This window comes from Shewanella sp. SG41-3 (assembly GCF_014164545.1).
Taxonomy (GTDB): domain Bacteria; phylum Pseudomonadota; class Gammaproteobacteria; order Enterobacterales; family Shewanellaceae; genus Shewanella; species Shewanella vesiculosa.
The window spans coordinates 78,585-97,598 of sequence record NZ_JACJFJ010000002.1 but is presented as its reverse complement, the minus strand read 5'-3'; the positions used below and the strand labels follow the sequence as shown (position 1 = coordinate 97,598).

Annotated in this window: 15 protein-coding genes; 12 read left to right on the top strand and 3 right to left on the bottom strand. The window is 42.7% G+C overall.

The annotated features are described in order from the left end of the window. Positions 1-542: 542 nt before the first annotated feature. The 3 genes from H5164_RS03720 to H5164_RS03710 are packed head-to-tail and all read left to right on the top strand — an operon-like array spanning position 543 to position 3,723. Entirely contained in the window at positions 543-785 is a 243-nt protein-coding gene (locus tag H5164_RS03720; RefSeq protein ID WP_182754850.1) for an OadG family transporter subunit, read from the top strand. A 13-nt stretch (positions 786-798) separates the two neighbouring features. Beyond that, positions 799-2,583, top strand: a complete 1,785-nt coding sequence (gene oadA / locus H5164_RS03715; protein ID WP_182754848.1) for a sodium-extruding oxaloacetate decarboxylase subunit alpha — start codon at positions 799-801, stop codon at positions 2,581-2,583. Positions 2,584-2,592: 9 nt separating this feature from the next. Further along, positions 2,593-3,723 carry a sodium ion-translocating decarboxylase subunit beta gene (locus H5164_RS03710; protein WP_124017570.1) on the top strand — a complete coding sequence of 377 codons (1,131 nt, stop codon included), beginning with the start codon at positions 2,593-2,595 and terminating at the stop codon, positions 3,721-3,723. Between the two features lie 288 nt (positions 3,724-4,011). Here H5164_RS03710 and H5164_RS03705 read toward each other — a convergent pair whose 3' ends face one another. Then, positions 4,012-5,259 carry a dicarboxylate/amino acid:cation symporter gene (locus H5164_RS03705; protein WP_182697907.1) on the bottom strand — a complete coding sequence of 416 codons (1,248 nt, stop codon included), beginning with the start codon at positions 5,257-5,259 and terminating at the stop codon, positions 4,012-4,014. 566 nt (positions 5,260-5,825) lie between these two features. Here H5164_RS03705 and H5164_RS03700 point away from each other — a divergent pair. From H5164_RS03700 to H5164_RS03675, 6 genes are all read left to right on the top strand, one after another. Beyond that, positions 5,826-6,254 carry a YqaA family protein gene (locus H5164_RS03700; RefSeq protein WP_182697908.1) on the top strand — a complete coding sequence of 143 codons (429 nt, stop codon included), beginning with the start codon at positions 5,826-5,828 and terminating at the stop codon, positions 6,252-6,254. 58 nt (positions 6,255-6,312) lie between these two features. Further along, the gene (locus H5164_RS03695) at positions 6,313-9,168 is read left to right on the top strand and encodes a pitrilysin family protein (protein ID WP_182754846.1); all 2,856 of its coding nucleotides are present in this window, start codon (positions 6,313-6,315) and stop codon (positions 9,166-9,168) included. A gap of 312 nt (positions 9,169-9,480) precedes the next feature. Then, positions 9,481-11,124 (top strand): glutamate--cysteine ligase, encoded by a 1,644-nt coding sequence (gene gshA, locus H5164_RS03690; RefSeq protein ID WP_404716473.1) that lies wholly within the window; start codon positions 9,481-9,483, stop codon positions 11,122-11,124. Between the two features lie 3 nt (positions 11,125-11,127). Next, entirely contained in the window at positions 11,128-11,562 is a 435-nt protein-coding gene (locus H5164_RS03685) for a hypothetical protein (RefSeq protein WP_182697911.1), read from the top strand. 74 nt (positions 11,563-11,636) lie between these two features. After that, positions 11,637-12,254 carry a hypothetical protein gene (locus H5164_RS03680; RefSeq protein WP_124017565.1) on the top strand — a complete coding sequence of 206 codons (618 nt, stop codon included), beginning with the start codon at positions 11,637-11,639 and terminating at the stop codon, positions 12,252-12,254. Between the two features lie 152 nt (positions 12,255-12,406). Beyond that, entirely contained in the window at positions 12,407-13,585 is a 1,179-nt protein-coding gene (locus H5164_RS03675) for a methyl-accepting chemotaxis protein (RefSeq protein ID WP_124017564.1), read from the top strand. Between the two features lie 102 nt (positions 13,586-13,687). Here the strand turns inward: H5164_RS03675 and purK are convergent, their stop codons facing one another. Next, entirely contained in the window at positions 13,688-14,773 is a 1,086-nt protein-coding gene (purK, locus tag H5164_RS03670; protein ID WP_182741756.1) for a 5-(carboxyamino)imidazole ribonucleotide synthase, read from the bottom strand. Then, a complete protein-coding gene (gene purE, locus H5164_RS03665) occupies positions 14,773-15,264 on the bottom strand; it encodes a 5-(carboxyamino)imidazole ribonucleotide mutase (protein ID WP_182697914.1) in 492 nt (163 codons plus the stop codon). Before purE ends, purK begins: the two co-directional genes overlap by 1 nt. Before the next feature lie 484 nt (positions 15,265-15,748). Here purE and H5164_RS03660 point away from each other — a divergent pair, with 484 nt between their 5' ends. From H5164_RS03660 to H5164_RS03650, 3 genes are all read left to right on the top strand, one after another. After that, a complete protein-coding gene (locus H5164_RS03660) occupies positions 15,749-17,530 on the top strand; it encodes a VWA domain-containing protein (protein ID WP_220492656.1) in 1,782 nt (593 codons plus the stop codon). Positions 17,531-17,620: 90 nt separating this feature from the next. Further along, positions 17,621-18,169 carry a sigma-70 family RNA polymerase sigma factor gene (locus H5164_RS03655; protein WP_124017668.1) on the top strand — a complete coding sequence of 183 codons (549 nt, stop codon included), beginning with the start codon at positions 17,621-17,623 and terminating at the stop codon, positions 18,167-18,169. Continuing rightward, the gene (locus H5164_RS03650) at positions 18,166-18,948 is read left to right on the top strand and encodes a hypothetical protein (protein ID WP_182754841.1); all 783 of its coding nucleotides are present in this window, start codon (positions 18,166-18,168) and stop codon (positions 18,946-18,948) included. Before H5164_RS03655 ends, H5164_RS03650 begins: the two co-directional genes overlap by 4 nt. Positions 18,949-19,014: the final 66 nt, after the last annotated feature.

Genomic DNA, 19,014 nt, shown 5'->3' with positions numbered 1-19,014 from the left:
TTCTTATCCACGCCTAAGCCCTTTATCAACAAAAGCTGATATTTACATCTTTATTCACTTATCTCCCAAGTCGTGATTTGTTATTCATTTATCAAGCTGTTAAATCAATAAAATATGACTCATATCGTTGTTCTTATCATGGTTTTACTAATTTAAAGCTTATTAAGCGAAATTTATTGATGATTTAATAAATTATGCCTGTATTTATTGAGATTTATTGATCCAACCTCATCTAATATCACTAATTTGGTAAGACCAATTTACAAAAAGATAGCATTGTGGCGCTAATTTGTTTATATTTTGTGACGGTTTTTTGGGTTTTAATCTCAGTTTGCTGTTTTACCATGAAAATACAACTTCATTGAATACGCGTTCAATATGAATATTTATGCTTTATTGAATAGTTGATGCGCTTTATGTAATCGTTAACGGTGTTCCTGTCTTGGTGCAGGTTTGTGATATTGCACCGCGATCGCACATTAGCGCACGATACATAATAGCCAGCGCGATAGTTTGATGTTTAATAGAAAAAGTGAGGACACATGACATCGATATCAGAGCAGTTATCTGATGCACTTGGCATTATGGTAATGGGCATGGGCTTAGTATTTATTTTTTTGAGTATTTTAATCATTGGTATTGGCATTGTTGCCAAGCTTTTTCCTGCACCTATCGATGAGCCTGTCACTGGGCCAGCAACGACAGGTTGTGCAAAAACCGTTGGGATAGATCCTCAGTTGGTTGCCGCTATCACTTCTGCGATACATCAATACCGCGCAAAATAATTTTGGAGTCATTATGATCAAGCCGTTAGCATTAACCGATGTTGTCCTGCGTGACGCACACCAATCAATACTCGCAACACGTTTACGTATTGACGATATGTTACCTATTGCACCACTGTTAGACAAAATAGGCTTTTGGTCTCTTGAGTCATGGGGAGGGGCCACATTTGACTCTTGTATTCGCTATTTAGGTGAAGACCCTTGGGATCGCATTCGTGAACTCAAAAAAGCCATGCCTAATACCCCGCAGCAAATGTTGCTTCGAGGCCAAAATTTATTAGGTTATCGTCATTATGCCGATGATGTTGTTACGCGTTTTGTCGAACGAGCGCATGCCAATGGTGTCGATGTATTTCGTATTTTTGATGCGATGAACGACGTGCGTAATCTTGAAACCGCGGTTAAAGCGGTTAAAAATGTTGGCGGTCATGCTCAAGGAACAATTTCTTTCACTACTAGCCCAGTTCATTCTGTTGATACTTGGGTCGATATGGCAAAGCGTTTAGAAGATATGGGCGCTGATTCATTATGCATTAAAGACATGGCTGGTTTACTTAAACCGATGCAAGCTTACGATCTGATCAGCCGTTTAAAATCGCAAACCGACCTAATGGTGTCGATGCATTGTCATGCAACAACGGGCCTGAGCACGGCTACATATCAAAAAGCCATTGAAGCGGGTGTTGATGTGCTCGATACCGCTATCTCTTCAATGAGCCAGACTTACGGCCACAGCGCCACAGAAACCTTAGTGGCTATGGTTGAAGATACTGACAGAGCAACCGGTTACGATATGGTATTGCTAGAAGAGATTGCCGCTTACTTTCGTGAGGTGCGTAAAAAGTATGTGCGTTTCGAAGGTGCATTAAAAGGTATCGACTCACGTATTTTACGCGCTCAAGTGCCTGGTGGCATGTTAACCAACATGGAAAATCAATTAAAAGAGCAGGGCGCTGCTGATAAAATGGATGCCGTGCTTGAGGAGATCCCGCGGGTGCGTGAAGACTTAGGATTTCTTCCATTAGTCACCCCAACATCACAAATTGTTGGTTCGCAATCGGTGATTAACGTATTAATGGGCGAGCGTTATAAGTCCATGACCAAAGAAACCGAAGGCGTGCTAAAAGGCGAATACGGTGCGACGCCAGCGCCGGTTAATGCTGAGCTTCAGGCTAGAGTGTTAAAAGGCGAGCAGCCTATTACTTGTCGGCCGGCAGATTTGATTGCACCCGAACTCGACAAACTACGTACTGAGTTAGCTGAAATATCTGCAGATCAAGGTATCTCGTTAGCTGCAGACGTTGACGATGATGTAATGACTTACGCCTTGTTTAATCAAATTGGTCTGCAATTTCTTAAAAATCGCGGTAATCCGGATGCATTTGAACCTATACCAAGCGCCGACGATCTTAACGTTAAAGTCGATAACGGCCCTGCAACGTATCGCGTCAATGTAGAAGGTCAGCATTTTGTCGTCGAAGTCAGCGAAGGAGGGGAAATAAGTCACATTGCGCCAGCTTCAGCTTCAGCCGTGCCAGCAGTTGCAACGCCAACTCAAATTGCCTCACCCCCTGCAGGCGAAGTTAAGTGCACTATGGCTGCGCCATTATCAGGTAATATTTTTAAAGTGCTAGTGAGCAATGGTCAGGCGGTAACAAGCGGTGAAGTGATCATCATCCTTGAAGCTATGAAAATGGAAACTGAGATTCGCGCTCAACAAGATGGTGTTGTCACTCAGTTAGTAGTTAAACAAGGTGACAGCGTAACCGTAGGTTCAGCATTGTTATCATTAGCATAAGAGGTCGAGATGGAAGGATTATTGGCCTTTTGGGCAGAAACGGGTATCGCTAACTTTACTGGTGGCCAACTGCTAATGATGGCTGTTGGTTGTTTGTTATTATTTTTAGCAATAATGAAAGGTTTTGAACCGTTATTATTATTACCCATTGGATTTGGGGCAATATTAGCCAACATTCCTAATGCCGGCTTTACTGATGAAGGTGGTTTATTATTTTACGCTTATCATGTTGGGATCGAGACTGGGGTGTTCCCGTTACTCATCTTCATGGGTGTCGGTGCATTAACTGATTTCGGCGCACTAATTGCTAACCCTAAAACGCTACTACTGGGTGCGGCTGCACAATTTGGTATTTTTGCCACCTTGCTCGGTGCTATTGCCTTAAATTGGGTGCCTGGGTTTGAGTTTAGTATGCAAGATGCTGCAGCTATTGCGATTATTGGTGGTGCAGACGGTCCAACGGCGATTTTCTTAGCCTCTAAACTCGCGCCAGAATTGTTAGGGGCAATTGCTGTTGCTGCATATTCATATATGGCACTCGTGCCGCTTATTCAGCCGCCAATTATGAAACTGCTCACGACCAAAGCCGAGCGTGAAATCAAAATGGAGCAATTGCGTGAGGTCAGTAAGAAAGAGAAAATTATTTTCCCACTGATGGTGCTTGGTTTAACCATTTTGTTCTTACCCGCGGCAACGCCCTTAATCGGCATGTTCTGTTTGGGTAATTTAATGCGCGAATCTGGCGTGGTTGATCGTTTATCAAAGACAGCTCAGAACGAGTTAATCAATATAGTGACGATCTTTTTAGGTCTAGCCGTTGGGTCTAAGTTATCTGCGGATCAATTTCTTCGTATCGAAACGTTAGGTATTTTAATCCTGGGGGCGGTTGCATTCAGCATTGGTACCGCTTCTGGTGTATTGATGGCTAAATTAATGAGTAAGCTTTCTGGTGGAAAAATTAATCCACTTATTGGTGCCGCTGGGGTTTCTGCCGTGCCAATGGCTGCCCGTGTGGTTAATAAAGTTGGTTTAGAGGCTAACAACCAAAACTTCTTGCTGATGCACGCGATGGGACCTAACGTTGCCGGTGTTTTGGGCAGTGCTGTCGCTGCTGGTGTGTTATTGGCTGTTTTGGGCTAAAGCGTCTATTTTCTGCTTAAGCAGACTCATCGATATGCAGCCTAAATCTTAATGGCTTTAGGCTGTCTAGTGAGTCCACTCAGTTGATTTGATTCGTCTGTTTACTGTTGATTATTATGGGGATGGTGGGATTAAAATGGTCTAATATTGCTTAGCTGTTTTAGTCTTTAAAGCGGTTACTGTGGTATTTAGTCGTACGAAGAGAGATTTGTCTTTGCAATTAATAGCAATAAGCCAGCACAATAAAGTGCTGGCTTATTCATTTATACAATATTGTTTTCGGTGTTATTAAGCTGTTTGTTCAATTGGCTTGTCATCCGAGTAAAACTGTTCAACATCAAGCTGACCTTCGCTCTTACCAATAACAACCGCGGTCATCATGTCGCCAGTGACATTCGTTGCCGTGCGGATCATGTCAATAATACGGTCAATAGCCGCAATAAAGGCGATACCTTCAAGTGGTAAGCCTATTACGCCTAATGTCACAGTTAACATCACCATCGCGCTACCTGGCACACCTGCGGTACCGACAGAAGCAACCGTTGCCGTGACTGCAATTAACATATAGTCGGTCATGTCGAGCGGGATACCGTAAATTTGTGCAATAAAAATGGCGGCAATCGCAGGGTAAATACCACCACAACCGTCCATGTTCATTGTTGCGCCCAAGGGTAATACAAACGCACTGTATCGTTTTGATACGCCCATCGCCTCTGAACAACGGGTACTGGCAGGTAAGGTTCCGAAACTTGATGCAGTACTGAAGGCTACGATTTGCGCTGGCATGGCTTTACGGAAAAATTGTACAGGACTTAACCCTGCAGCAAACTTTACTAACCCGCCGTAAACAAAAATGATATGGATGAGTGCGGCAATATAAATCGCCATAATAAACTTACCTAATGGTAATAATGTGCTCAAACCATACTCACCTACAACCCACGCCATTAGGCCAAATACGCCAATTGGTGTCAGTTTTAGCACCATACGGGTTAATTGAAACATCACTTCAGCACCAGCTTCAATAACGTTCTTTAACGGTGCGGCTTTTTCGCCGACTGCATTAATGGCAATACCAACTAGCGCGGCAAATACGATGATTTGCAACACATTGCCATCAGCTAATGATGCAAACGGATTGACTGGGATCATGTTGAGCAACACTTGGGCGAAGCCTGGAATATCACGCTCGCGCACCTCTGTTGTGGCTAAAGCAAGATTGCCGCCCATATCGATCAGACTGCCGACCGTTAAGCCAATAAATGAAGCAATTGTGCCGGTAAACATAAACATGGCTAACGTTTTAAAGCTTAAACGCTTTAAATTACCCTGCGAGCCTAGAGAGGTAATGCTGACCACAATGGCACAAAATACTAAAGGCGCGACCAGCATTTTAATGGCACTAATAAACAAATCACCCAGCGGTTTTAACATTATCGCCGATTCGCCTAATCCGACACCTGTGAGTGTGCCTAAAACAAAGCCAGCAATGACTTTCTGCCAAAAAGGGATGCGTTTGAGGGTTTGCAATATCATGAAAGTTCCAAATTATGTCATTATGGCGCTACTCAATTTGAGTAGACAAGGTCGTTGTGCGAGACTCATTATGTTTATTAATGAGTTATGAATTACTAAAAAGTTAACCCCTCTATTGGCGACATCGTGCGATATTACTGGCTAGTCTTTAAAAAAATAGCCGGTGTTAACGCTTAATAACGATCAATTAAATTCGTTAAGGTTAATAAATATTAATCGTATTGTATGAAGTGATCCAATGACAAACAACGTTATTTTATTATAACTTATAAGAATAAATAAATTTGTTATTATAACTTTAAGTATTTCACTCCCTATTAACGTATTTGCATGATAACGACTTTAATTTTGTCAGTTTAGTCAGAAAAGCTTGCGTTTTTTGCGTAATTCATCGTTTTACCACTAGGGTGTTTAGGTCAATATCTTGGCCTGAGATATATCATTTTAAGATTGATGCACCGGATCTTGAGCGAGATATGTTGGGCTTACATTCATATTAAAGGCTCAATAAAAATAAATTGAATAGTGAACATAATGAAACTATTAATGCGTATTAAGGTCTATTGATGACAAATTTATGGTTAATGTTCAGCGGTGCGTTTTTAGCCGCCACCTTACTGCCTGGTGGCTCTGAAGTCTTACTGGTAGCTTTACTTAATCAAACCCCCTCTTCATGGCTTGAATTATTGATACTGGCTAGTATCGGAAATACACTCGGGGCGATAACCAGTTATGGTCTTGGTCGAGCAGGGCGATTAGCCAAAAATCCTCAAGATATTCAAAGCCGACAATATCGTTATGCGCTTGCGTGGATAGAAAAATATGGTACGTGGGCGTTACTGTTATCTTGGTTACCAATAATTGGTGATTTATTATGTTTACTGGCTGGATGGCTTAAAATTCCTATTGTGCCGGCATCATTTTTTATGTTTGTCGGTAAGCTTATCCGTTATAGCCTCATAGTGTTACTGGTGATGTATTCGGTCGATTTTTGATAGCCATTATCTGTGTAACCGTCATGGTTATATTTGTTATAAAAGGAAGGAATCAGTTTTGAAACTAAATGTAAATAAATGGATACTGGCTGCTGCCATCAGCGCAGCGTTGAGTGGTTGTGCATACAACGCTCAGCAAGCATCGAGTTTACCCCAAGGTGTCACCTTAATCGAAATCGCGACCCCGCAAGAAAACCAAGTGAGTATTCCCTATAAAAAATATCAGTTAGCCAATGGTTTAACGGTTATTTTACATCAAGATAAGTCAGATCCTTTGGCTCATGTCGATGTGACTTATCATGTGGGATCGGCGCGAGAACTAGCAGGGCGCAGTGGTTTTGCCCATTTATTTGAGCACATGATGTTTCAAGGTTCACAGCACGTTGAGGATGAACAACATTTTAAAGTGGTGACCGAAGCGGGCGGAACATTAAACGGCAGTACTAATACTGATAGAACCAATTACTTTGAAACGGTTCCGAGTAACCAGTTAGAAAAAATGCTGTGGTTAGAGTCGGATCGTATGGGATTTTTACTGCCAGCGCTCACCAGCGAAAAATTTGAGGTGCAACGTGAAACCGTTAAAAATGAGCGCGCACAGCGCATCGATAACCGCCCTTATGGTCGTTTGAATGAACGTTTTAACCAAGCATTCTATCCCGCTAGCCATCCTTATTCATGGCCTGTTATTGGTTGGCCAGACGACTTAGATCGCGCCACAGTCGATGATGTTAAACATTTTTTCCAACGTTGGTATGGACCTAACAATGCCACCTTAACCATTGGTGGTGACATTGATGAAATGCAAACATTGGCGTGGGTGAATAAATATTTTGGGGAAATTCCAGCGGGACCAGTCGTCAAGCCTGAAGCGAAAACCATGGTCACATTGGATAAAACTCGCTATATCTCGATGGAAGATAAAGTACACCTACCGCTTATTTACGTCGGGTTTCCAACCGTTTATGCGCAGCACAAAGACGAGGCAGCCCTCGATTTACTGGCTAATATTCTTGGCGGCGGTAAAACATCACTGATTTATAAGAATTTAGTTAAAGATGGCTATGCAGTGCAAGCTGCGGTCAGTCATCCATGCCAAGAGCTGGCTTGTCAGTTATCACTTTATGCAGTGGCCAATCCCGCTAAAGGTGGCAGTCTTGCCGATCTTGAAACTCGAATTAATCAGACTATCAATGAGTTTGAACAACGTGGCGTAACCGACGATGACTTACAAAAAGTGAAAGTGCAGTTCGAAGCCAATACTATTTTTGGTATGCAGAGTGTGGCCGGTAAAGTGTCCACCCTTGCTGCGAACCAAACCTTCTTTGGTCAGCCTGACATGGTGGCATCTGATTTAGCTCGTTATGCTAACGTCACCAAAGCCGATGTGATGCGCGTTTTCAATACTTACATTAAAAACAAACCCATGGTGGTGATGAGTATTGTCCCTGAAGGGCAAACGCAATTGATTGCTCACGCAGACAATTTTATACCAACCACTATGCCTATTGCACAAGAAGCGGTCACAGGATTAACCGACATCACTTTTGCAAAGTCTTCATTTAATCGCAATAAAATGCCTTCATCTGCTGCAGCACCTTTGTTAACCGTTCCGCAATTGTGGGACAGCAAGCTTGCCAATGGCATCGAAGTGATGGGCACTGAAAGTGATGAAACTCCAACCGTTGAACTGCTTATTTATCTTGATGGTGGTCATCGATTAGACCCAGCTAACAAAGCCGGTTTAGCAGAATTAACTGCATCTATGCTTAATGAGTCAAGCGAGCTGCGAAGCAGTGAAGATTTAGCAGGCGCGCTTGATATGCTTGGGTCATCCATTAGCTTTGGTTCCAGTGATTCACAAAGTTATATCAAGGTATCGAGTTTGACCGAAAATCTTGATGCTACGCTGGCACTGGTTAAAGAGCGTTTGTTTAGTCCTGGTTTTGTTGCCGCTGATTTTGAACGGGTTAAGCAACAACAATTGCAAGGCTTACAACATCAGCTGTCCGATGCTAACTATCTCGCTAGCACAGGTTTTTCTGCTTTGCTGTATGGTGAAAATAGTCCGTTGGGCATAAGCAGTGATGGTACGATTAACACCATATCAGCATTAACTCTTGATGATGTGAAGCAGTTTTATCATCAGCAGTACCGTGCCGGTAATGCTCAGATAGTGGTGGTATCAGACTTAAGCCAGCAGCAGATCATGCCGAAGTTGTCGATGTTTGCTCAGTGGCAAGGTGAGGCAACGCACTTTGCTGCATTACCTGCATTGCCAACCCACCCTAAAAATATTATTTATTTGATTGATAAACCGGGTGCGGCTCAATCGGTTATTAATATTGGTCAGGTGTCGTTACCCTATGATGCTACCGGTGATTTCTTTAAAGCCTATTTGATGAACTATCCATTAGGTGATGCGTTTAATAGTCGAGTTAATCTAAATTTACGTGAAGATAAAGGTTACACCTATGGTGCTCGCACTCAATTTAGTGGTGGTGAAGATACCGGTAAATTTATGGCTTATGCCAGTGTGAGAAGTGATGTCACAGGCTTATCTTTGGCTGAGTTTGTCAAAGAAATTAACGCTTACCAAGCTTCAGGTATGACAGACGAAGAAAGTGCCTTTATGCGCAGTTCAATTGCCCAAAGCCAAGCATTAGAATACGAAACACCGTATCAAAAAGCGGGCTTTTTAAGAATGATCCAACGCTATCAGTTAGCTCAAGATTTTACGGCTGAGCAAGACCAAATCGTCAACAGTATTTCGACGGATGAACTAAATAAATTGGCCAGTAAGTTACTTAATATCAACGATATGGTTATGTTGGTGGTGGGAGATAAAACCACAGTTGAACCGCAACTAAAAGCGCTAGGATATCAGGTTGAAATGGTCACGCTTGCTGACTAGTTGAACACTTGTTCCTAATAGGGTTAACAGTCGCCTTGAAATAAGTTAATGTTAACCCTATATAGATATAGCCCAAGCTATTTTAAAATAGGTTGGGCTATATCGTATGCTTTAATCGTAATATCATTCTGTGTCGGTTAATGAGTGAATAGCAGAGAATGTTTAAGGATCCATTAACGGTGACATAGAGTGTTGCCGTTTTTAATTTCACCCTCATAAACACGCTAATTATACTGAGTTACACTTTTTTCGCGTTTTCAGTAATAATCTCGTTTATTATCAGGTCCAGCTGTTTACTCGCAATGCGAATCCATAAAAGAGAGTAGTAAATTGAAGTCTTTCAATGAAAAAGTCGAACACTTAAGCGACACTCAAGGCCGTGAGGCTTTATTGGGCATGTCACGTGGTATTGAACGTGAAGCATTGCGTATTGATGAAAATGGCCATCTAGCACAAGACGAACACCCAAAAGCGCTTGGTTCTGCTCTTACTCATTCGCGTATCACTACCGATTATAGTGAAGCTTTATTAGAATTTATTACGCCGGTAAGCCACAGTGTTGATGAGTTATTAGATGGGTTAACCCAAACCCATGCATATAGTGTGCGCAATTTAAACGGTCAAAAATTGTGGCCTGTCAGCATGCCATGTTACGTCGGTGACGTCAGTGATATTCCGGTTGCACGTTATGGTAGTTCCAATAACGGTAAAATGAAAACGCTATACCGCAAAGGATTAACCCATCGCTATGGTGCGTTAATGCAAATTATTTCCGGGGTGCATTTTAATTTTTCTGTGTCGCAAGAGTTATGGCAACGCCTGTATGACGACAAAATTGCTAATGGCAATGGCAGCGCTTGTTGCAGTAAAAATATTAGCCTTGAAGATTTTATCTCAGAATCCTACTTCGGCCTTATTCGAAATTATCGTCGTTTAGTGTGGGTATTACCGTATTTGTTTGGCTCGACGCCGGCATTATGCAGTTCGTTTATTAAAGATCAAGATGTCGATTTTGAGTTTCAAAAAACCGGTAAAGGCACCTTGTATCTGCCTTATGCAACGTCACTGCGCATGAGTGATTTAGGTTATACCAATAAAGAACAAGACACGCTGAATATTAGTTACAACTCATTGCCTGAATACCTTGAGGGTGTGGGCGCTGCGATTAAGATGCCCTCGAAAAGTTTTGCTAAAATCGGCATTAATGTCGATGGAGAGTATCGCCAACTCAACAGCAATATATTACAAATTGAAAATGAGTTTTACGCCCCCATACGCGCTAAGCGTGTGACCAAAAAAGGTGAAAAACCTTCACAAGCTTTATCGCGTGCAGGGGTTGAGTATATTGAAGTGCGCGCTTTGGATGTGAATCCATTTAGCCCTGTTGGTATTGACGCCACTCAAGTGCGTTTTCTTGATCTGTTCCTGTTGTATTGCCTATTATCTCCTTCTGAAAATACTGATGAGGTCGGTGAGGCTGAAATTGCCGCTAACTTAAAAGCCGTCGTATTAGAAGGCCGTAAGCCAGGACTTGAACTACAGCGTAATGGCAAAAATATTGGATTAACGCAATGGATGCATGAACTCTTTGCACAATTAGACACTATCGCTAAGCTGCTCGACGGCGATGATAGCTATGCCTACAAAACTGCATTGAATACTTGGTCAGAAGCCATTGATAACCCAAACAAAACGTTATCAGGTCGAGTGATGAATGAGGTCGTCCTTAAAGGTACCGATCACGGCGTGTGGGTTAAACAATTGGCGAATGATTACCACGAGTTTTTAAGCCATTATCCATTAAGTGATGAGATAACAAAATCTTATGAGGATGAGGCGAAAAAATCTTTACTTGAATTACAAAGTTTAGAGGCTCAACCACAAGATACTTTTGCGGTTTTCTTACAAAATTATTTTAATGATGTTGTTCCTGCTGGCACTTTCGAGGCGAAATAAGCGATGCAATTTTATTCATCTTGGCGAGCACTGCTGGTTGCGGGCGCGGCATTGGCTATTCAGGGCTGTGCCTCATCGCCAGATGATATGGTTGAATGTGGTACTGTGTCGAGCTATGTAGAGCCCGACAACAGTGCTAATTTATATCGTGTCGTGGTCACTCATTTAGACGGCGTGCCAGTTATTTCAAGACCGAATTATCTATTATCGCCAGGCGAACATACATTTACTGTGGCAGAACTGATTAACTCACCAGATTTGAAAGTGTCATTATCGGCTCGTAAGGTAAAAATGCTTTCGGTTAATGTCGTTGCCGAGCAGCAATACCATATAGCGGCTAAATTCAATACCGATAAAATCTATATTGGTCAAAACCAAGGCTATTGGCAGCCAATAGTTTGGCAAACCGAATTCCATCAATGTGAAATGAAACGCTAAGCATAATTGCATTGATTTTTAATTGATGTAAAACTAAATCCAGAATCAATATCTTAGGTGCTGGTAGAGGTGTTATGAAGTGTTTTTTAGGTATCGTTAGCGTTGTTTTATCTCTGTCATTAGCGGGCTGTGCCACTTCGCCTCCAAAAGAGCCTGATAATTTATGTTCTATTTTTAAAGAACATCGTTCGTGGTATGACGCAGCGGTCAATACTCGTGAAAAATGGGGCGTGCCTGTACATGTTCCTTTAGCGATGATGTATCAAGAAAGTTCTTTCAAGCATAATGCTGCACCACCAATGGAATACTTTTTAGGTTTTATCCCCACAGGACGTGCCAGTGACGCTTATGGATATGCGCAAGCCAAAACCATGACTTGGAACGATTATGTTCGTGAAACAGGTAACAGTTGGTCTAGCCGCAGCGACTTTGACGATGCGATGGATTTTATGGGTTGGTTTATCTACAAAACAAATAAAATTAATGGTGTATCCAAGTGGGATGCTAAAAACCAATACTTAAATTACCATGAAGGCTGGGGCGGTTATAAACGTGGCAGCTATAAAGCCAAAAAATGGTTAGTCCCGGTAGCGAATAAAGTCGATCAACGTTCAAAACGTTATGCTGCGCAATATCATCAATGCAAAGAGAATTTAGATTCGTCATGGTTGTGGCGATTATTTTTTGATTAACCATATAGCCTCCTTGTGAGGCTATTTATTGTGCGTAAAACATCCACTTACTCCTTAAATACACTCGATTGTAATAGTTGTGTTTACATTTTGTTAAATCGTCAATATCCTGCATTGTGTAAAATGTTGTCAACGATATTGCGGATCCCAATATGCAAACCCAAAATAATAATAAATTGCAGTTAAAAGTGGTGCTACTTCCGGCGTTATGCCTGATGCTAGCAATGTTGGCGATTTTTTTTATGTCAGCGCCAGTTGATCAATCTACGGTGTTAATCTTGCTAGGGTGCACTTTAGCGATCCAGTCAGGGCTTGGCTGGTTGTTATTTAATCAAGCGATTAACCAGCGTTTAGCGGCACTTCAAGATTATTTAGCCTTGGTCGTGAGTACTGAAACCGCACCACAGAAGCGCCTAGTCGATCCGATTGATGATCAACTCGGTCACATTACTAACCAGTTCAGTGCCTTTATTGAAGGCTTAAAAGTCGTTTTAGCTGAGATTAGACAAGATGTACAAACTTTTCACCATGGCTCACAGGTACTCACTGAGCGAATGAGTTTAGCCGAGCAGTCGATTAGCAATAGTCATGGTGAGAACGAACATATCACCTTATCTTTAAACGCCATTACTCAAACCGCAGATGACTTATCCTTAAGTGCTGATGAACTTAAATCGACCTCAGTTAACCTGACCCAGTTATTACAGTCTGGTAATCAAGACGCCATCGCCAATCACCAAAGTATGACTGATTTCACCAATGGCATTGACGTTATGGTGAACGACTTAGATCTACTCAATAAAGACAGTCAGAAAATTGGTAGCGTACTTGAGGTGATTAAAAGTATTGCAGAGCAAACTAACTTATTGGCACTTAATGCCGCTATCGAAGCCGCTCGTGCGGGTGAGCAAGGCCGAGGTTTTGCTGTGGTTGCCGACGAAGTGCGTGCATTAGCCTCGCGCACCCAAGAGTCCACCGTCGAGATACAAACCATAGTGGAAGCACTGCAAATTAAAGCTAATAATGCGGTTAATGGCATCAGTAAAAGCCAGCAGATAAGTCAAGTCGGCCTGCAACAATGCCAGCGAGTCACTCAAGCATTTGATAATATTGAAGTGGTATTTACCCAGCTTGATAGTGTCGCTAGCAACATTGCTGATAGTATTTTGGGCCAGCAAGCATCGACTAATTCAATTAATCAACGCGCGGCAAAAATGTCGAGTTTAAGCCAAGATGTTCATGACCATTTAACTGTGATTGCCGAGCGGGCACAACAGCAAAAAGTCACCGCTAACAAGCTTGATCAAGAGTTAACCCGAGTGTGCGTGTAGTTGTGTTTGCCGCTAAAAAAACCTGACACAAAAAAGGAGCCTAGGCTCCTTTTTGATTAACGTGTTTATTGCCAAGCGCTTGGCAAATTGACCGGGCAAAGTTTACTTGGCAAACTCAGCTAAAATCCAATCTAATGGTGCTTGATACTGTTGTGGCATCCACGTTTTAAGCTGATTGATACTGTCAGTCAGCATAGGGTTATTATGCACAGACAGATTCAAATGACCCACTTTGCGCCCCACGCGAACTTCTTTGTTATACCAAAACAGCTCCGCATTAGGCAGGCTTAACCAGCGATCGTCTTTATCAACGCCGATAAGGTTTACCATCACGCATTGAAAATTCACTTGTGGCTGATGCAAAGGTAAGTTACATAAAGCCCGTAAATGCAATTCAAACTGATTGATATGACAACCCGCTTGGGTCCAATGGCCAGAATTATGCACCCGCGGTGCTAACTCATTCACCATTAAGTGTTCACCAACACGGAAACATTCCATTGCCATTACACCGACGTATTCAAGACCATGCATGACCTTGCTTAGCATGTCTTCCGCTTCAGCTTGCAAAGGTGCTAAGCGGCTTAATGGCGCGATAGAGGCCATTAAAATACCGTCTTGGTGCAAGTTAAGTGTTAGTGGGTAGAACAAACAGCGGCCATCTTGAGTGCGAACACCAACTATCGACACTTCTTCATCGAAGTTAATCGCTTGTTCGGCAATTGCTTCGTTGCGCCAATCGGCAGGGATGGTTGTCGATTCTGCCTGTTTTAACCAATGTTGGCCTTTACCGTCATAACCGCCGGTGCGACGTTTTAATAATACCCGCTCACCATAAGCCTTATGCAGGGCTTCGGTGCTGGTATTGTCATCGACTAATTGCCAAGGTGATGTGGCGACAGCTAATTCATCGAGCAGACTTTTTTGAGTAAAGCGATCCGCTAAACGACCAAATACTGGACCATTAATAAAATGTGGGTGTTGGCTGAGTTGTAAACTGAGCTGTGACTCTGGCCATTGCTCGCGTTCAGCGGTAATGATGTCATCAGCTTCTAGCGGTAATTGCGCATCTGATGGCGTCATAATGTCAACTGGACGCACATTAATGCCTAACGGCTGGCCAGCATGACTGAGCATGGCGCCTAATTGACCGTCACCCAATACCCAAAGATTTTTTGGCAAAGTCATTAGTCTTCTCTCGGATCGGGATTATCAAGGACCGAGCGGGTTTGCTCATCACGAAATGCTTCTAAACGTTCAGCTAAAGCGGCATCGCTAATCGCCAAAATTTGACTGGCTAATAAACCGGCGTTAAATGCACCAGCAGTACCGATAGCCAAGGTGCCAACGGCAATCCCTTTAGGCATCTGTACAATAGACAATAGACTGTCCATGCCAGATAGTGCTTTGCTTTGTACTGGGACACCCAGCACAGGTAAACGAGTTTTAGAGGCGATCATGCCAGGTAAATGGGCTGCGCCACCTGCGCCACCAATAATGACTTTATAGCCTTTATCGGCAGCGGAACTTGCAAATTCCATTAGCTTGTCAGGTGTTCTGTGAGCTGAAACGACTTCAACATGGTAAGGCACTTGTAACTTATCCATAATTTCAGCGGCGGCTTCCATCGTAGGCCAATCACTTTTCGAACCCATTACAACAGCAACTAGGGCTTGCATGTTAACTCCTTAACGTACTTATTCTATTAGTATATTTAGTTAATTCGCTCATCAGGATACCGCGGCGATTAACGTCAATATTAAGGCGATAAAAAAGGTGCTAGATAATAGCATAAGCCGTGCTCTGTTGGCTGCAATTCAGTGTTTTATGAGGCTAACACTCAGTTTCTAAATACGAAAACTAAGCTGGAACATCCAAGTTATCACTCGCTCAGATTTTTATTGGTGCTGGTTTCAATCGCGACGAAATGATCATTTAAATAACCCTTTTTACTTATCTCGTCGTTATTAGTCGCAAACGCCATCTTGTTTGATTATCGCCAATCGGCTTATAGCCAATCGAGTGATCACAAATGAGTTGATGAAAAGCGCTTGATAAAAGCAAAATGATGAGGGAAACAGCATGAACACTAAAATAAGTCATAACCTAAGTTATCACTGCAAGCGGTTACAGCACAGTGTGTTAACCATAACGATAAGTGCCATGATTGTTAGTGGCTGCGCACCAGAACCCAAAGAAGGCTCTCAATCTAAGGCGCAAGATGCGACGATTGAAGTTGAATCATCACTTCAGCAAGCGTCAAGCAAACAGGGGCAGATACAGGCTTTGAATGATGCATCACCAGTTTCATACCAACAAGCAGCCAGTATTGTCACTGAAGAACGGCAATTGACACGCACAAAATCCATTGATCATCCAGCTGGTTATCGCAATGTTACTTCCTTGGAGGCCAAGAGTCGTAGCATGACATTGCTGCCAAGCAATAATGATAAGTTTGCATCGGTAGTGCAAAACGGCAATATGGTTGCGGGTGAAACACCTGTATCAACCTTTTCAATTGATGTTGATACAGGCAGTTACAGCACCACGAGAAAATTGATTAATCAAGGTCAGTTGCCGCTTAAAAATAGCGTCAGAGTAGAAGAGCTGGTTAATTATTTTAGTTATGATTATCCCGCACCAACAAGAGAGAATACGCCATTTAGTGTGACAACAGAGCTTGCTCCTTCACCTTATAATCAAGATACTCAGTTACTGCGGATTGGTATTAAAGGTTATGACATTGCGCCCGACAAGCTCGGAGCCAGCAATTTAGTGTTACTTCTGGACGTGTCTGGTTCAATGTCATCTAACGATAAATTGCCCTTATTGAAACAAGCACTGCTGATGCTCAGTCAGCAGTTATCGGCGCAAGATAAAGTGTCGATTGTGGTGTATGCGGGCTCCAGTGGTGTGGTGTTAGACGGTGTCGCTGGTAATGACTTTAGCGCGATTAACATCGCACTCAATCAGTTAAGTGCGCAAGGCGGCACTAACGGTAGCCAAGGGATTCAGCTGGCGTATCAAATAGCACAAAAGCACTTTATCGAAAACGGCAGTAACCGCGTTATTTTGGCCACAGATGGTGACTTCAACCTTGGTATGACAGATCATCAACAATTAGTTGATTACGTTGCCAGTCAAAGTAAAAAGGGGATTGGCTTATCAACCCTAGGTTTTGGTCTAGGCTCCGGCACTGCCAGTTATAACGACCATTTATTAGAGCAATTATCAAATAAAGCCAATGGTCAGTATGCCTATATTGACACCCTCAATGAGGCCAGAAAAGTCCTTGTTGACCAACTTCATGCCACCCTGCTAACCATTGCTCATGATGTCAAAATACAAATCGAGTTTAATCCTGCTGTCGTGTCAGAATATCGCTTAATTGGTTATGAGAATCGTATGTTAAATCGCAGCGACTTTAACAATGATGCCGTCGATGCTGGCGAAATTGGCGCGGGGCATACTGTGACTGCTTTATATGAACTACGTTATAACGACAGCCATCAGCGCTTAGTTGATCCACTGCGTTATGCTCAGAGTCAGTCTGAGTCGGTTAGTGGGGCTAAAGACACTAATGAAAGTCAAAGCGGGCAGTTAAGTACTGTGAATGAAGTGGCATTTTTAAAGTTGCGCTATAAAGCTATTGGCGAACAAGCTAGCCAATTAATAACTTATTCGATCAGCCGTGATCAGCAGTTAACACATTTACACCAAGCCAGTGATGATTTCCGCTTTGCTGCCGCCGTCGCCGGATTTGGCCAATTACTTAATCATAATGATTATGTCCACGATACTGATTATACTAAGTTAATTACGCTTGCAGAGTCAGCTATGGGCCAAGACCATTTTGGTTATCGCCATGAATTTGTGCAAATGCTTAAAACCGCGAGTGTACTTTCCCAAGCGTTAGCGCCGGGTGTCAATCGGCTTAATCAATAAGTGCATAATTAAAAGGATTAAATAGTGTCAACATTGAAACAGCCTACGCAACAGACTTTTGCCATACAAGCCGGCAGTGACGAGCAGCTGATGTTAGATTATCAGGCCGGCGATATGAATGCCTTTGAAACCTTGTACCGTAAGCATAAAGGACCTTTGTATCGTTATTTTGTCCGCCAATTACATCAGCAGCAGTTAGCAGAAGATTTATATCAAGATACTTGGGGTAAAGTGATTACTGCTGCAGCGCAATATCAGGTAACGGCTAAATTCACCACATGGTTATATAAAATTGCCCACAACTTATTGATAGATCATGTGCGTGCGGTTAAGCCATTGGACAAGTTGGCTCCACTTGGTGAAGACGAAACTATGGATAGCCTAGAAGCTGATAGCCAAGCCTCACCAGAGTCGCAATTACAGCAACAGCAACAAGTCGATATGATGAAGCAATGTATTGCAAAACTGCCGCCTGTACAAAAAGAGGCTTTTTTACTCAATATCGAAATGGGGATGACCGCTGCCGCGATAAGCGATATTGCTAATGTGACTTTAGAAGCCACAAAAAGTCGTATTCGATATGCTTATCAAAGTATTAAGCAATGTATCGCTAACCAATGGCAGGAGACATCATTATGAGTCAGCAACAAGATCATGATGCAGAGTTCACTGCATTACAAACAGAAATCAAAGATGCTTACCATCAGCAACCTTTAGAGCAGCCATCGGCTGAACTGGATGAGGCTATTTTAGCCAAGGCGCGAGCGGGAGCTCATGTATCTGCTCAAGGCAAAAAGTCGACAAAGTCACTGTGGCAACGTAATGCCTGGGCATTTTCAAGTGCTGCATCAGTGTTGCTGGTGGCTGGATTGTTTATGTTAAATCCAAGCGTACAACAGCAAGTGGGTATCGACCTTGAGCCGAGTTCATCGGTGCAGCCTGCTTTATTACAACAGACTAAGAGGCTTTCAGCTGATGCTGCAACCGAAAAGTCGATAGTGGTAGAAGGTTTATCGAGCAGTGCCGAGCGTGGTGAAAATCAACCTCTCAGTCGTGGCGCCGCCAATATCGAGTCCGCCAGTGCTGCGCCAGCACAATCGGATACAAAACAAGCTGTTGTCCCCAAAGGCAATGAAGCCCAATCGCCAAAAAATGCGCATGGATTACAATCGCTTGCTAATAACAACGAGGTGCAATTAATGAAGCAGCAAGATGAAAGTTCACTAAAAGGTGATATTCATTTAGATACGCCTGATGTCGCATTGGCCCGATTAAGCGTATTAATGGCAGACAATAAGCTGATTCAGGCGGAACGTTATATGCTCACTATCGATCAACGCTTCCCTGAGCTATCAGATCCGTCGCATCCACTTTATGAGCAATACCATAAAATTAAACTGCAGCTAACCTCTCGATAATTCACGCATAACACTCGTGAAAATACTCTCAATAACCCAACGGCTAAGCAAATACTGCTTAGCCGT

Excerpts from the sequence above, each read along its gene's own strand:
- H5164_RS03720 (WP_182754850.1), top strand. The coding sequence starts at position 543 with ATGACATCGATATCAGAGCAGTTATCTGATGCACTTGGCATTATGGTA.
- oadA (WP_182754848.1), top strand. The coding sequence starts at position 799 with ATGATCAAGCCGTTAGCATTAACCGATGTTGTCCTGCGTGACGCACAC.
- H5164_RS03710 (WP_124017570.1), top strand. The coding sequence starts at position 2,593 with ATGGAAGGATTATTGGCCTTTTGGGCAGAAACGGGTATCGCTAACTTT.
- H5164_RS03705 (WP_182697907.1), bottom strand. The coding sequence starts at position 5,259 with ATGATATTGCAAACCCTCAAACGCATCCCTTTTTGGCAGAAAGTCATT.
- H5164_RS03700 (WP_182697908.1), top strand. The coding sequence starts at position 5,826 with ATGACAAATTTATGGTTAATGTTCAGCGGTGCGTTTTTAGCCGCCACC.
- H5164_RS03685 (WP_182697911.1), top strand. The coding sequence starts at position 11,128 with ATGCAATTTTATTCATCTTGGCGAGCACTGCTGGTTGCGGGCGCGGCA.
- H5164_RS03680 (WP_124017565.1), top strand. The coding sequence starts at position 11,637 with ATGAAGTGTTTTTTAGGTATCGTTAGCGTTGTTTTATCTCTGTCATTA.
- H5164_RS03675 (WP_124017564.1), top strand. The coding sequence starts at position 12,407 with ATGCAAACCCAAAATAATAATAAATTGCAGTTAAAAGTGGTGCTACTT.
- purK (WP_182741756.1), bottom strand. The coding sequence starts at position 14,773 with ATGACTTTGCCAAAAAATCTTTGGGTATTGGGTGACGGTCAATTAGGC.
- purE (WP_182697914.1), bottom strand. The coding sequence starts at position 15,264 with ATGCAAGCCCTAGTTGCTGTTGTAATGGGTTCGAAAAGTGATTGGCCT.
- H5164_RS03660 (WP_220492656.1), top strand. The coding sequence starts at position 15,749 with ATGATTGTTAGTGGCTGCGCACCAGAACCCAAAGAAGGCTCTCAATCT.
- H5164_RS03655 (WP_124017668.1), top strand. The coding sequence starts at position 17,621 with ATGTTAGATTATCAGGCCGGCGATATGAATGCCTTTGAAACCTTGTAC.
- H5164_RS03650 (WP_182754841.1), top strand. The coding sequence starts at position 18,166 with ATGAGTCAGCAACAAGATCATGATGCAGAGTTCACTGCATTACAAACA.